Here is a 13,992-nt window from a genome sequence, read left to right as displayed (position 1 = left end):
GCGGTGACCTTGCTCACTCCGGCGGCGGCCGGTAACTGGAACGCGTTCTCGTTTCGCGGGCGGATCCGGAGGTTCAGCGGACGCGGCCGTCCACTAGCCTGGGCCTTGCAGTCCCCCCGCGCCGGAGACGTCCATGCCCGCAGATTTCGACGAACCCCTGTTCGACGAGGAGTTCGTCAGGAACGCCGCGTTCACCGAACCGTCCGCGCGCGAGCGCGCCCAGCCGCCGCGCCGCACCAGGCGATGGCGCGCCGCCCGGCGCCTGCGCGGCAGGCCCGGCGGCCGGTTCGGTGCCCGGGCCTGGCGGGCGCCCCGCGGGTACCGCGAGCCGAGTCATCGGCGGGCCGTCATCCAGGTCATCGGCGGGGTGCTCGTGCTGCTGGCCATCTCGGTCGCGCTCTGGTGGTGGCAGTCGGGATCGCGCAGGGGCGACGACGAGCGCCCGGTCGGGCCCATCATCATGAACTCGCCGCCGCCGTCGGCCCCGCCGTCCTCGGCCCAGCCCTCGGTGCCGCCCACGACGGAGATCCCGCGCGTCGCCGTCCCCCTGGACCCGGTCGTTCCCGTCCCCGCCGGCTGACGCCGTTCCCGTTCCCGTTCCCGTTCCCCGGGGCGCGGGCGCCGGGTGGCGCGGCGGCCCGTGGCCGGAACCGGCACGTCCGGCAAAGTACTCATTTCGGATGAGTATCAGTACTCACCGCAAATCGGGCTAGAACGCCTGGTCCGTCTTCCGTAGGGTCTCCCTGTCCGGACGCGGCCGCGGCCCGCGAACCTGGCCTTCCACACAGGACGAGAACCGGGGGACCGGCCCATGAGAGCCCGTATCACCGCAGTCGCCGCGCACCTGCCGCCGCGCGTCGTCACCAGCGCCGAGGTCGAGGCGCGCGTCGCCGCCGAGAGCCCCGGCTACCGGCCGCACCCCACGATCGTCGAGCGGATGACCGGGATCCGGGCGCGGCACGTGATGGACGCCGCGGAGCAGGCGTCCGACCTGGCCGTCGCCGCCGCCCGCCGGGTGCTCGCCCAGCGCGGGACCGGCGCGGACGCCGTCGACCTGCTGGTCTTCGGGTCGGCCTCGCAGGACCTGATCGAGCCCGCGACCGCGCACATCGTCGCGGCGAAGCTCGGCGCGTCCTGCCCGGTCTTCGACGTCAAGAACGCCTGCAACAGCTTCCTCAACGGACTCCAGGCGGCGGACGCGCTGATCCGCACCGGCCAGCACGAGCGGGTGCTGGTGTGCACGGGGGAGACCCCGTCCCGCGCGATCCGCTGGACGGTGCGCGACCGCGCGCAGTTCGTCGACGCGTTCGCCGGCTACACCCTCTCCGACGGCGGCGCGGCCATGCTGGTCGAGGCGTCCCCGGACGGCGGCATCTTCTACCGCGACTTCGCCGCCGTCTCCAGCGCCTGGGAGATCGGCACGCTGCCCGCCGGCGGGTCGATGCACCCGCGCGACCCCGAGTACACCTACTTCAAGGGCGACGGGCGGCGGCTCAAGGACGCGTTCCTGGCGGCCGGGCCGGAGATCTTCACCACCGCCCTGGAGAAGACCGGGCTCACCTGGGACGACTTCGCGGTCGTCGCCGTCCACCAGGTGACGCTGCCGTACCTGGAGGTGCTGCGGGCGGCGCTCGGCATCCCGCCGGACCGGCTCGTCGTCACGCTGCCCGAGCACGGCAACGTCGCCTCCGCCAGCCTGCCGCTCCAGCTCGCCACCGCCATCGCGGCGGGACGGTGCGGTCCCGGCGACCGCGTCGCACTGGTCGGGCTCGCCGGCGGCGTCAGCCTCGGCGTCATGTTCGCGGAGCTGTGACCGTGATCATGGACCTGTGGGTCGTCGTCCCCGCCTACGACGAGGAACGCTCGATCGGCGCGACGCTGCGCCGGCTCGCCGCGCAGACCGACACCGGCTTCACGCTCGTCGTCGTCGACAACGGCAGCCGGGACGGGACCGCGAAGGCCGTCCGGACGTTCGCGGAGGAGCACCCCGGGATGGACGTCCGGATCGTCCCGGAACCGGAGAAGGGGACGGGCGCCGCCGCCGACACCGGCTTCCGGCACGCGATCGGCGCCGGCGCCACGCACATCGCCCGCACCGACGCCGACTGCCTGCCGGACCGCGGCTGGATCGCGGCGGTCAAGCGGGCGTTCGCGGACGGGCTGGAGATGGTGTCCGGGCCGCTGCGTCCCCGCACCGACGAGTTCCCGCTGAGGTTCTGGGAGCGGCGCCTGCTGCCCGCGGTGATCGAGGTCGCGGCGGTGTTCGGCCGGTTCCGCCCCGGCAACCAGGACCCGCTCTACCTCGGCCCCTACGTGATGATGCCGGGCTGCAACGTCGCCATCACCGCCGACCTGTACAAGCGGGCGGGCGGCTTCCCGCGCACCCGCATCGAGGAACTCCACGAGGACCGCGCCCTGGTCAACCGCGTCCGCTACCTGACCGACGCCTACGGCCTGCGCAGCGACGTCGCCGTGTACGGGTCGGTGCGGCGGCTGCGGGCGTTCGGGCTGGTCAAGACGCTCGGCTGGTACGCCGACCACCGCTACGTGCCCGAGGTCGTGGACATCCGATGAGGGCACCGGACTGGGAGCGGCGGCTCTACCTCGCCGCGCATCCCGTCGCGTATCCGCTGCTGCGCGGGCTCGCCCGGCGCGGGCCGGTCGTCCGGGTGCCGGGCGTCGGCGTCGTGGTGAACGCGGCGCCGCTCGCCCGCGCGGTGCTGATGGACGGCGACACGTTCCGCAAGGACGGGCCCGGCTCGCCCGGCGACCTGTGGACGCCCGTGCTCGGGCCGTCCGTCCTGCTCAACATGGAAGGCGACGCGCACCGCGCGCTCCGCCGCCGCCTCACCGACCTGTTCACGCCGTCCTACGCCGGGGCGCTGTGCGACCGCGTGCTGGCGGAGCCGCTCGCGCGCCTCGCCGACCGCCTGGCGCGCGGCGCCACCGTCGACCTCGTCGACGCCGCGCGCGTCATGGCCGGCGCCGTGATCAGCGAGGTCATCGGCCTGGACGCGGCCACGGAGGCGGACTGGCGGCACCTGTTCGAGCAGGGCGAGCAGGTCGTGTCGATGGTGTCGCTGCGGACGCGGCGGCTCGGCCCCGCGCAGGTGGAGCGGGCCCGCGCGGTCCTCGACCCGCTGGGCGCCATCGCCGCCAAGGCGTACGCCTCGGGCGACGAGTCGACGGTCATGGGACGCATGCGGGCGCTCGGCCTGTCCGAGGACGAGGCGCGCGGCGCCGCCGGGGCGTTCTTCCTCACCGGGACCGAGACGGTCGCCACCCTCGTGCCCCGGCTGATCGCGCTGCTGGCCGACTCCGGCGCGCTCGGCCGGGTCGCCGCCGGCCGCGTGCCGCTCGACCGGGCGATCGAGGAGGCGATGCGGGTGACGACGCCGACGCCGGTGATGCTGCGGAGCGTGCACCGCCCGGCGGTCGTCGGCGGCGTGGCGATCCGCCCGGGGGACCGGGTCCTCATCGCCACGCACAACTGCTGCCGCGACCACGGGCCGTTCGATCCGGACCGCCCGCACCCGCCGGAACTCCGGCGCCTCTGGTTCGGCGCGGGACCGCATTTCTGCATCGGCTACCCATTGGCCATGGCCCAGATCCGGCGGGTCGCCCGCACGGTCCTGGACGCCGCGCCATTGCGGATCACCAGCCGGGCCGCCGCCCGCGGCGTCCTGATTCCCACCTACCGCCACCTGGCCGTCCGCTCGGAGGCCGTCTCATGACGCTCGTCCGGCAATTGCTCGACCAGGCCGCGCGGACACCGGACGGAATCGCGCTGGTGTCCGGGGACGGTTCCCCGCTGACCTACGGAGAACTGCGGCGGCGGGTGCTCGCCGTCCGGCACGGGCTCCTCTCCGAAGGGCTCCGCACCGGCGACGGAGTGCTGTTCTCCGTCCGCCCGTCGCCGGAATCCCTCGTCCTCGCGCTCGGCGTCGTCGCCGCCGGCGGAGTCGTCGTCTTCGCCGATCCCGGGGCCGGACCGGAAATGTTCACGGCACGCCTCCGGCTGGCACGGCCCCGCTGGTCCGCCGCCGAATCGATCCTTTATGCCGGCAGCCGTCTCGGGCTCGTCCGCGCCTATGCCCGGCGACGCGGGCTCCTGCTTCCGAACCTCGCCGAACTGCAGATCCCCGGCGGGCCCCCGATGCGGCACATCCATGCCGGGCGCCGGCTCCCGGGCGTGCCGCGAGGCTCCCTGTCGCTCGCCGACCTGGTACGCGGCGACGCACCGGAACCGCCGGACGACACCGACCCCGACGCCCCGGCGGCGGTCATCTTCACGTCCGGCACCACCGCGGAACCGCGCGCCGTCGTCCATTCCCAGGCGTCCCTCGCGGCGGCCCTCGGCCTTTTCCGCGACCGCATGCCGCTGGGGCCGGGCGACGTCGTCCACACCGACCAGTTGATGCTCGGGCTGCCGACGCTGATCTCCGGCGCCCGCTGGTCGATGCCGCCGCTGTTCTGCCGGCCCGCCGATTTCGTGCGGCTGATGCGCGAGCGCGCCGCCACCCACGCGTTCTGCGTTCCCGTCCACCTCGCCGAAATCCTCGACACCGCCCCGGAACTGCCGCCGACGCTCCGGTACGTCCTGCTCGGCGCCGCGCCCGCACCCGCCGGAATCCTGAAGCGCGCGGTCAAGGCGACGTCCGCCGAAGTCCTCTCCGTTTACGCGATGACGGAAATACTGCCCGTCGCTATCGCCTCCGCCGAAGAGAAACTCGCGCACACCGCCTCCGGCGCCGAAGGCGACCTCCTGGGCGCGCCTCTGCCAGGCGTCGGAACATGCCTCGCGGACGACGGGGAACTGCTCCTTTCCGGCCCGAACCTCTGCCGCGGCTACCTCGGCGCGGAGCCGTTCGACGAACTCCCCACGGGGGACCTCGCCCGGCTGGACGAAGGGCGGCTCGTCCTGATGGGCCGGAAGAAGGACATGCTGATCCGAGGAAAGTTCAACCTCTATCCCGGCCTTTACGAGCCGTCGATCGCCGCGCTCCCCGGCGTGGAGGAGGCCGCCATCGTCGGCGTCCCCGACTCCGAAACCGGGGACGAGGAGGTCGTGCTCGCCGTGACCGGCCCCGCCGGACTGCCCGCGCGCCTGCGCCGCGACCTCCCCGGCGTCATCGACCACGACGCCCTGCCCGACCGCATCGTCGTCCTGGACGAACTGCCCCGCTCCGGCCGCACCCGCAAACTCGACCGCGACCTCCTCCGCGAACAGGTCGCGCGGCGTGCGGGAACGCCGCGGTGAAGGTCGCGGTCACCGGCGCGTCCGGCTTCGTCGGCGGCGCGGTCTGCCGCGCCCTGACCTGCCGCGACGTCACCACGTACGCGTTCGGCCGCCGCCCGGCCGTCCCGCCCGGCCACCTCGCCGGGGCCGCCTACCGGCCCTGGGACCTCACCCGCGGCCCGATCCCGGACCCGCCCGCCGTGGACGCGGTCGTCCACTGCGCGGGCAGCGTCACCGACTGGGGACGGCCCGCCGGCCTGTTCGCCGCCAACCTCACCGGCACCCGCAACGCCCTGGCGTCCTTCCCCGCGGCGCGGTTCGTGCACGTCAGCACCGCCAGCGTGTACGACCCGTTCCGTCCCAGCGTCATGGCCACCGAGGACCAGGCGCCCGTCGGCCGCTACCTCAACGCCTACGGCGCCTCCAAAGCGGCGGCCGAACGGCTCGTGCTCGGGCGCGACGCGATCGTCCTGCGCCCGCACGCCGTCTACGGGCCCGGCGACACCACGCTGCTGCCGCGCGTCCTGTCGGCCGTCCGCGGCCCGGTCCTGCCCGCCGTCGGGACGGGACGCCAGCGGATCAGCCTGACCTCGATCGCCAACCTCGTCCAGGCCTGCCTGCTGGCCGCGACCGGCCCCGTCGGCTCCGGCGTCTTCAACATCGCCGACGCCGCCCCGATCGTCATTGACGACGCGTTCCGCGAGATCCTCGCCGAACGCGGCATCGCGGCCCGTCCCGTCTACATCCCGGCGGGCGCCGCCCGCCCCCTCGCCGCCGTCGCCGAGGGCGCGTTCCTGCTGGCCCGCCGCCCCGAACCGCCGCGCCTGACCCGCTACGCGATCAGCCACCTGGCCGTCGAGCGGACCCTCGACATCACCGCCGCCCGGAAGGTCCTCGGCTACGCGCCGCACGCCACGTCCTTCACCGGAGCCGCCGCCTGGTGATCGTCAACCCGCGGTTGACGATTCTCGGTCGTCAACCTATGGTTGACGCATGACCGAACCTACGCAGAACAACGTCCAGGTCCGGCTCGACGACCTGATCGCCGCCATCAAGAAGGTCCACCCCGACGCGCTCGAGCAGCTCACCAGCGCGGTCGTCGCCGCCGAGCACCTCGGCGAGGTCGCCGACCACCTCATCGGCCACTTCGTCGACCAGGCCCGCCGCTCCGGCGCGTCCTGGACCGACATCGGCAGGAGCATGGGCGTCAGCAAGCAGGCCGCGCAGAAGCGCTTCGTCCCCAAGGACGTGACGGGCGACCTCGACCCGTCCCAGGGCTTCTCCCGCTACACCCTCCGCGCCCGCAACGTCGTCATCGCCTCGCAGAACGAGGCCCGCGCCGCCGGCAGCGCCGAGATCGGCCTCGCCCACCTCGTCCTCGGGCTGCTCGCCGACCCCGAGTCGCTCGCGGCCAAGGCCATCACCGCGCAGGGCGTGCTGCTCGACACCGTCCGGCAGGCCGCGACCGCCGCGCTGCCCCCGGAGGCCGCCGAGCTCCCCGCCCTCATCCCCTTCGACCAGGACGCCAAGAAGGCCCTCGAACTGACCTTCCGCGAGGCCCTGCGCCTCGGCCACAACTACATCGGCACCGAGCACATCCTCCTCGCCCTCCTCGAACACGAGAACGGCAACGGCGTCCTCGCCGAGGCCGGCGTCCAGAAGGCCGCCTCCGAGGCCCACATCACCGAGGCCCTGGCCGCCGTGGTCGCCGCCCAGACGAAGAAGTCCACCTGACCGGCTGCGCGCACCGCGGTGCGGCCCCCGCGACCGCACCGCGAGGCGGCCCCCCGCCGAACTACCGGTAACCCCGCTTCAGCAGGTACTTGGCCCCCGCCTCGAAGCCCTCCGGACTGAGCATTTCGAACCGGAACGCGTCGGCGAGCCGGTCGGTGATGTCGAACGCCGCGCACACCGCCAACGCGTCCTCGACCTGCTGGGGCGAGACACCGGCGGCCAGCACGTCCCGCATGTCCTGGGCGCTGACCTCTCCGTCCCGGGTCAGCTTGCCGAGCATCCGCAGCGTCGCCCGCAGCGGCTCCTCCACAGGGGCCGATTCCAGATCGGCCAGCACCGCCGCGACCCGCTCCCCGTCCTGGTACGCCTGCGTCGCGGTCGCGGTGTGCGCCCCGATACAGAACGCGGACCCGTTCACCTCGGACACATAAGCCGCCATCAACTCCCGGTCGCCCACCGACCAGGCGGACGGCCCGCGCATCGCCTCATGGGTGAACTCCTTGGCCCGCGCACCGTAGAAATCGGGCCGATAGAACACCAGCTTGGCGGCGTCCGGCAGCGGATGCCCGGAGAACAACCGGACGACCGCGAACAGCAACTTGGTGCGGCGGCTGTAACCGTCGTTGAGGATCTCAAGACGCACGATCCGACCTCTCCCTACCGGTCGCCTCAGCGAGGGCCGCCAGTCCCGCTTCGTACAACCGCGCCGATCGCCCGACCGCGGCGCACACGACCAGCTCGAAAAGCTCGTCCTCGGTACAGCCGGACGCCTTCGCCGCAGCCACATCGGCATCGGTGATCTGCGCCGGCCTGTCGACGACCTTGCCGATCAACGCGTCCAGGGGCGGGGAGAGTCCCTCGTTGCCGAAGGCGCGCGCTCGCTGCTCCGCGGACGCCCTGCCCTCCCCGTTCAGCACCCGATCCACCAGGGCCCGGTGCGCTGCCCGCTTCCTGCCCTCGTCCGTCACGGCGCCTCCGCCTCCTTCACCGCTCGACGATCTGCCCTCTCTCGCTAAGACGATCGGCACACCACCGAACTCGACACGCAGCCGAAGAAATCCCCTCTCGATGATGTACCCGCAGGCCAGGCGGATGTTTCCTCTTGGTCACCTCGCGGGGTGCTGAGTTGATGCGGACGTCGATGCGGAGGCGGACGTCGATCGGGGGCGTGGGGTGATGGGCCGTCCTGCCCTGGGACTTGGGGGCGAGGGGTGTTCGTGCGGTGGGGTGGCGCTGGCGTACGGGGCCGCCCCTCCAAAGTCAAGGGCGCCTTCGGCGTCGCTTCGCGATGGACTTCGTCCACCCTTGACTTTGGAGCCTCTGCGGCCTCTGAGGCAGCGCTTTGGGGGCAGGCTCCGCCTGCCCCGCCTGGTCGCGCCACCCCACCGCCCCCGAACCAGCGGACGAAGACTCGGGCGCCGGGCGGGCTGAACGCCGAGCGGCTGACGAGGCAACACTGGGGCCGCCAGTGCGGGCATCCGGTGGAGCAGCGGAGTGCCGGGGTGGTGTGGGCATGCCGGTTCGCCCGAGATCCGAGATGGATTCGGGCGAACCGATGGAGTGGGGTGGGGCGGGTTACGCAGCCCAGTTGGCGGTGGTGTCGGGTGGGCCGATCGTCCCCGGTGGCCCGCTGCCCGTTCGGGATCTTGTTCGGGCGCCCGGTGGTGGGAGCAGCCGGTACACATAGCGCCCGTCGGGGTCTTTGCTGATCCCGATCTGGTTCGGGCTGGTGTGTTTGAAGCGGTTGTGCCATCCGCAGGTGAGGGTGAGCTGGTCGATGTCGGTGGGTGAGTGTCCGAGGGCCCAGCCGTTGACGTGGTCGACCTCGCACAACGTCCCCGGGATCTCGCATTCCCGTACCGCGCAGGTCGGGTACAGGGTTTCGAGGACTTGGCGTTGGGCGGCGCTGGCGAACCGCTCCCGGTAACCGAGGTACAGCGGTGTGTGCCCTCGCCCGAGGATCAGCGGTGACACTCCGGCGGCCAGGGCGATGCGGCGGGCTTGGGCGGCGGGGATCGGTGTCCCGTCGGTCAGGCGAGCTGGGGCGTTGCCGCCGGTCAAGGTCTCGAGGTCGCAGATGACGGTGACCTTGGTGGCCTTGTGCCCACCCGACAGCACACTGGACAACGCCGCCGCCGTCCGCTCACCCACATCGCGGTGGTCCTCAGGCCCGGCCGGCTTGGCCAAGGGTGCGAGGGTGCCGTCCCAGATGGCGGCGTCCTCGGCGTTCAACCAGCCCTTGATGTACCGGCCGCCGTCCAAGGAACCGGTGCTGGTGATCCAGGATTTGGCGTAGCCGCGCTTGGCGTCTTCACCGGGTGCGGTGTCGGTTCCGTCGCGTTCGGCGATCACGTCGCAGATGCGGCGGCCGAACACCCCCACCTTCGCGGCTGAGAAGCCTTGGTCGACGAAGCTCAGCAGGGTCGTTTCGGCTTCGGCGCAGTCGGTGTCCTCCAAGCGGGCCACACTCTGCGCGACCGTGGCCGCATATCCGTAGGACAGCTCCCCGGCCGCCAGGCGTTCGGCGACGTTCGGGAGGCGGTGGCGTTGCCGGGCCAGGATGAGGCGTTCGGTGGTGCGGTTCTCCCGCATCCCCAGCCGGGACCGCAACCACGCCCGGGTGGAGGGATATCCCCAGCGTTTCTGCTCGCCGGTGGCATCGACTCGGCGGATGAAACCGGCGAGTGCGCTTTCCTGGATATCGCAGGCGGCGGCCAGTGTCTCGGTGAGTTCCAGGCACGCCGCCGCTGACTCCGGGGCTTGGCGCTGGGCGAGTTCAGCGGCGATCACCGAGACCGCGTCCACCAATTGCATGGTGGACGCGGCCTCCAGGTCGACCGTCACTGATTGCATAGGTAAAGCATACCCTACGTGGCTGACAAATATCGGCTCGACGGGCCGTTATTTCGACACTTCGGAGAAAGGTATGGCTAGGTATACCTGCCGGATTCTGATCACCCTCTCCCTGGCTCGCGGAATGCCGTTTCGTAGGGATTTGCGAGCACGCGTGCGTGGGTGGGTGGTGGGGTGGCGCGACCGGGCGGGGCAGGCGGAGCCTGCCCGTTTGCGCTGCCTCAGGGGCCGCAGAGGCTCGAAAGTCAAGGGTGGACGAAGTCCATCGCGAAGCGACGCCGAAGGCGCCCTTGACTTTTGAGAGGCGGCCCCGTACGCAGCGCCACCCCACCACCCGAACACCCTTCCAATGAACACTCGAACACTCTCTGTCCCATGCCGAACTCAACCCCCGACTTCCGAATCGGCACCATAATTCCGAAATGCTCACGCCTGGAACTTGATCAATCAGCCACCGCTTCGGTCAAGAACGGGAGTCCTGTACGGCCGACCGAGACGGCCGCGATGAGTTTCGATGGCGCCGGCGGTCTGACTTGGTATGGAGTCCTTCATCAAGGTCAACGGGGTGTCGTTGTGCGTGGAAACGTTCGGCGAACCGGGCGACGCGCCCGTGCTCCTCGTCGGCAACACGATGCTCACCTGGCCGGACGACCTCTGCGGGCGGTTGGCGGCCCTGCGGCGGTTCGTCGTCCGCTACGACCTGCGTGGCACCGGACGGTCCGCCGGCGCCGGACTGACCAACGGCCCCGGTTCCTCCGTCGGGCTGAGTGGGGACGCGGATGCTCGTTCGGCGGGCGGCTCGGGGGACGGGGAGTGGACGCTGCGCGATCTCGTCTCCGATGCGGCCCAGGTCCTGGACGCGCATGGGCTGGCGGCCGCGCATGTCGTCGGGTTCGGGACCGGCGGGTGGATCGCCCAGTTGCTCGCTCTCGACCATCCCGAGCGCGTCGCCACGCTGACACTGATCGCGACGCGGCCGACCGCGCCCGGGCCGAACGATTCCGACCTGCCGGAGCATGCGCCGGAGCTGATGGCGCGTTTCATGGATCGGCCGGCGGTGGACTGGACCGACCGCGCCTCGGTCGTCGGGTTCATGGTGGAGAACGCCCGCCACATGGCCGGGGCGGGGTTCGACGAGGCGGAGGCGCGGGCGAACATCGAGCGCATCCATGATCGCACCGAGGTCTTCGGGGATCCCGGTGAGGCCCACCGCGCGGACCAGATGGGGGCGCTGTTCGCCGCGCTCGACTGCGGTCCGCGCTGGCGCGAGCGGCTCGGGTCCGTCGCGGCGCCGACCCTGGTGGTGCATGGCGAGGACGATCCGTTCTTTCCGCTGGGCAACGGGCGTGCGCTCGCCGCCGAGATTCCGCGCGCCGAGCTGCTGGTCCTGCCGGGTACCGGAAGTGAGATCCCGCGCCGGACGTGGGACGTCCTCGTCCCCGCCCTGCTTCGCCATACGTCCTGACCCCGGAGAATTGGTTGGCCGGAGCGCCGCCGAGTCTGCTGGGGTGGCCCTGTGGACGGTCATCCGAGCGGCGCGGAGCTGGCGCGCGCGTACTACGGCGATCTCGTCCGGCCGCTGCTGGACGTGCACTTCCCAGGACTGAGCCATGCGGCGGCGCGGCTCGGGTCCGGGTCGGACGTGCTGGGGTTCGACGACGCGACGAGCCGCGACCACGACTGGGGCTGCCGGCTGACGCTGCTGCTGGACGACGCGCATGCGGACGCGGCGCCGGACGTGATCGCGATGCTCGAACGCGAACTGCCCGACCGGTACCGCGGCCACCCCGTCCGCTTCCCCGTCACCTGGGACCAGACCGTGTCCCACAAGGTGGAGGTCTCGGCCGTCGGCGCGTTCTGCCGGTCGAGGCTGGGCGTCGATCCGACCGGCGGGCCGTCGGTCCTCGACTGGCTGTGCCTGGTCGGGCAGTGCGTCCTGGAGGTGACCGCCGGCCCGGTGTTCGAGGACGGGACCTCGACCCTCGCCGGGATCCGCGCGACGCTCCGCCGCTACCCGCCGGACGTCGAGCGGTACGTCCTGGCGGCGTGGTGGCGGCGCGCTTCGCAGTGGTTGCCGGTCGTGGGCCGGACGGCGGCGCGCGGTGACGAGACCGGGTCGCGGATCCTCGCCGCGCGGGTCGCCGAAGATCTGATGCGGCTGGCGTTCACGCTGTCCGGCGCGTGGGTGCCGTACGGCAAGTGGCGCGGTACCGCCTTCAGGGAGCTGCCGATCGCTGAGGATCTCGCGGGCCCGCTCGGCACGGCCGTCGCCGCGGACGGCAGGCGCGAAAGGGAGGCGGCGCTGGTCGAAGCGGCCGAGATCCTGCTGGACGTCCAGCGTGGACGCGGACTGCCGGCACCGGAGAAGGCGGTCGTCCCGTTCTGGGACCGCCCTTACTGGATGATCGACGCCGCCGTCGCCGACGGGCTCGTCGCGGACATCGGCGATCCGGAGGTCGCCGCGCTGCGGCCGGGCATCGGGTCGGTCGAGCAGTGGGTCGACAGCGTGGACGTCCTCGGCCACGCCGACCGCCGCGCCGCGCTCCAGGTCGCCTACCGCACCTGGATGGAGCGCGGCCTCTAGGACAGCCGGAGCGCGAGGAAGAAGTCCACGCGGTCCTCCAGGCGGGCCAGGTCGCGGCCGGTCAGGTCCTGGATGCGCTGGATGCGGTACCGGACGGAGTTGACGTGCAGGTGGAGCTGCTCGGCGCAGCGCGTCCACGATCCGGAGTTCTGCAGGAACGTCTCCAGCGTGCGGATCAGGTCGGCCTTGTGGACCTCGTCGTACTTGCGCAGCGGATCGAGCAGCCGCACCTGGAACATCTGCCGGACGTCGTCGGGCACGGTCGCCAGCAGCAGCACATGGGTGGCCAGCTCGTCGTGCCGGACGACGCACACCGGGTCGGTGCGCCCGGAGGCGAGCCGCCGCGCGTACCGGGCCTCGTCCACGGCGCCCCGCAGCTCGCCGGCGCCGACGACGTCGCTGACGCCGACCGCGATCCCGGCGCCCGCCAGGCCCGGGGCGAGCGCGCCGAGCGCCCGCCGGATCGCGGCGGCGACGTCGGGCCCGCCCTCCCGGGCGACGGGCAGGAGCGCGATCGCCTCGTCGTCGAGCAGGCCCACGACGGGCCGCGGGACCGGCATGACCTCGCCGAGGACGGTCCGCAGCTCGCCGGGCCGCAGCGTCCCGCGCCCGGCCGCGGCGACCGCGACGTAGCGGGCGTGCGGGTCGAGTCCGGTGAGTTCCAGCCGCGGGACGATCTCGTCGGCGGCCGCGGCGGACACCACCAGCCGGACGAGTTCCTGGGCGAGCCGCCCCTCGACGCTGAGCCGGTCGTCCAGCCGGGCCCGTTCCAGCGCGGCGATCGCGGCGAGCTCGGTGGTGAGCGCGCGGCGTTCGGCGGGCCAGTCGGCGTGGTCGCCCTCGCAGGCGACGAACCAGTCCGCGACGCGCGAGGTGGTGTCCTCGGCGACCGGGAAGATCGACACGTCCGACCCGGCCGGGTGGTGCGGGAGCCGCGGCGCGGTGAGGAACGCGCGGGCCAGCGCGGCGCCGTCCGGGGCGTCCGGCGGGCCGGCGACGACGCGTCCGGTGGCGGTCAGCACCCAGCAGCGCATCCCGAGGTCGCGGCCGACGAGGTCGAGGACGGCGCCGAGGCCGGCGCCCTCGCTCATCCCGGCGACGAGCCGGCGGTGCCGGTCCAGCACGGCGGTCAGGTCGGCGGCGCGGGCGCCGGACAGGTGCCGGACGACCTCCTCGGTGACGGTCGCGAACGCCACGTCCTCCGGCACCTTGAACAGCGGGATCCGGTGCCGGCGGCACGCGTCGACGAGGTCGCCCGGGATGGTGCCGGTGGCGAGGTCCCATGCCGCGAGCGCCGACACCCCGGCGCGGGCGAGCGCCCGGACGAACACCTCCGAGTCGGCCGGCTCGGACCGCCAGACCAGCCCGGACAGCACCAGCTCCCCGCCGCCGAGGTAGCGCCCGGGATCCAGCAGGTCGGTGGTGACGACCCAGGTGATCACCCGGTCCAGCTCGTCCTCTCCGGTGATCACCTCCAGCCGCAGCTCCGGCATCGCGGGCAGCGCACGCAGCTTCATAGGACCAGTTAACCCATCGTTCGCCGGCCCGCGTGTCAACGGCCGGGGGCCGCGATTGGAGCAAC

The 13,992-nt window shown here is 72.7% G+C and carries 13 protein-coding genes; 9 read left to right on the top strand and 4 right to left on the bottom strand.

The annotated features are described in order from the left end of the window. The first annotated feature begins 133 nt into the window (after positions 1 to 133). The 7 genes from ACA514_RS09965 (at position 134) to ACA514_RS09935 (ending at position 6,973) form a co-directional block, all read left to right on the top strand. A complete protein-coding gene (locus ACA514_RS09965) occupies positions 134 to 580 on the top strand; it encodes a hypothetical protein (protein WP_375040764.1) in 447 nt (148 codons plus the stop codon). 231 nt (positions 581 to 811) lie between these two features. After that, a complete protein-coding gene (locus ACA514_RS09960) occupies positions 812 to 1,813 on the top strand; it encodes a 3-oxoacyl-ACP synthase III family protein (protein WP_375040763.1) in 1,002 nt (333 codons plus the stop codon). Then, a complete protein-coding gene (locus ACA514_RS09955; protein WP_375040762.1) occupies positions 1,810 to 2,574 on the top strand; it encodes a glycosyltransferase family 2 protein in 765 nt (254 codons plus the stop codon). Before ACA514_RS09960 ends, ACA514_RS09955 begins: the two co-directional genes overlap by 4 nt. Continuing rightward, a complete protein-coding gene (locus ACA514_RS09950) occupies positions 2,571 to 3,734 on the top strand; it encodes a cytochrome P450 (protein ID WP_375040761.1) in 1,164 nt (387 codons plus the stop codon). The genes ACA514_RS09955 and ACA514_RS09950 overlap by 4 nt, the downstream gene beginning before the upstream one ends. Further along, positions 3,731 to 5,260: a class I adenylate-forming enzyme family protein gene (locus ACA514_RS09945; RefSeq protein ID WP_375040760.1), complete on the top strand. Its 1,530-nt coding sequence runs from the start codon at positions 3,731 to 3,733 to the stop codon at positions 5,258 to 5,260. Before ACA514_RS09950 ends, ACA514_RS09945 begins: the two co-directional genes overlap by 4 nt. Then, positions 5,257 to 6,183: an NAD-dependent epimerase/dehydratase family protein gene (locus ACA514_RS09940; protein WP_375040759.1), complete on the top strand. Its 927-nt coding sequence runs from the start codon at positions 5,257 to 5,259 to the stop codon at positions 6,181 to 6,183. Before ACA514_RS09945 ends, ACA514_RS09940 begins: the two co-directional genes overlap by 4 nt. A 49-nt stretch (positions 6,184 to 6,232) precedes the next feature. After that, positions 6,233 to 6,973 (top strand): Clp protease N-terminal domain-containing protein, encoded by a 741-nt coding sequence (locus ACA514_RS09935; protein ID WP_375040758.1) that lies wholly within the window; start codon positions 6,233 to 6,235, stop codon positions 6,971 to 6,973. A gap of 61 nt (positions 6,974 to 7,034) precedes the next feature. On the opposite strand, the gene ACA514_RS09930 is transcribed toward ACA514_RS09935, so the two are convergent. The 3 genes from ACA514_RS09930 to ACA514_RS09920 all read right to left on the bottom strand — a co-directional run bounded on the left by ACA514_RS09930 (position 7,035) and on the right by ACA514_RS09920 (position 9,826). Next, positions 7,035 to 7,616 carry a carboxymuconolactone decarboxylase family protein gene (locus ACA514_RS09930; RefSeq protein WP_375040757.1) on the bottom strand — a complete coding sequence of 194 codons (582 nt, stop codon included), beginning with the start codon at positions 7,614 to 7,616 and terminating at the stop codon, positions 7,035 to 7,037. Continuing rightward, positions 7,606 to 7,941, bottom strand: coding sequence for a hypothetical protein (locus ACA514_RS09925; protein ID WP_375040756.1), 336 nt, complete (start codon positions 7,939 to 7,941; stop codon positions 7,606 to 7,608). Before ACA514_RS09925 ends, ACA514_RS09930 begins: the two co-directional genes overlap by 11 nt. Before the next feature lie 607 nt (positions 7,942 to 8,548). Continuing rightward, positions 8,549 to 9,826, bottom strand: a complete 1,278-nt coding sequence (locus ACA514_RS09920) for a DUF222 domain-containing protein (RefSeq protein WP_375040755.1) — start codon at positions 9,824 to 9,826, stop codon at positions 8,549 to 8,551. Between the two features lie 538 nt (positions 9,827 to 10,364). On the opposite strand from ACA514_RS09920, the gene ACA514_RS09915 reads away from it, so the two are divergent. Continuing rightward, positions 10,365 to 11,291: an alpha/beta fold hydrolase gene (locus ACA514_RS09915; RefSeq protein WP_375040754.1), complete on the top strand. Its 927-nt coding sequence runs from the start codon at positions 10,365 to 10,367 to the stop codon at positions 11,289 to 11,291. Positions 11,292 to 11,342: 51 nt separating this feature from the next. Then, positions 11,343 to 12,410: a DUF4037 domain-containing protein gene (locus ACA514_RS09910; protein WP_375040753.1), complete on the top strand. Its 1,068-nt coding sequence runs from the start codon at positions 11,343 to 11,345 to the stop codon at positions 12,408 to 12,410. Here ACA514_RS09910 and ACA514_RS09905 read toward each other — a convergent pair. Beyond that, a complete protein-coding gene (locus tag ACA514_RS09905) occupies positions 12,407 to 13,927 on the bottom strand; it encodes a PucR family transcriptional regulator (protein ID WP_375040752.1) in 1,521 nt (506 codons plus the stop codon). The genes ACA514_RS09910 and ACA514_RS09905 overlap by 4 nt on opposite strands. Positions 13,928 to 13,992 lie beyond the last annotated feature (65 nt).

Source organism: Actinomadura sp. NTSP31 (assembly GCF_041951385.1).
GTDB classification, from domain to species: domain Bacteria; phylum Actinomycetota; class Actinomycetes; order Streptosporangiales; family Streptosporangiaceae; genus Spirillospora; species Spirillospora napierensis.
This window is presented reverse-complemented; position numbering and strand designations above follow the sequence as displayed.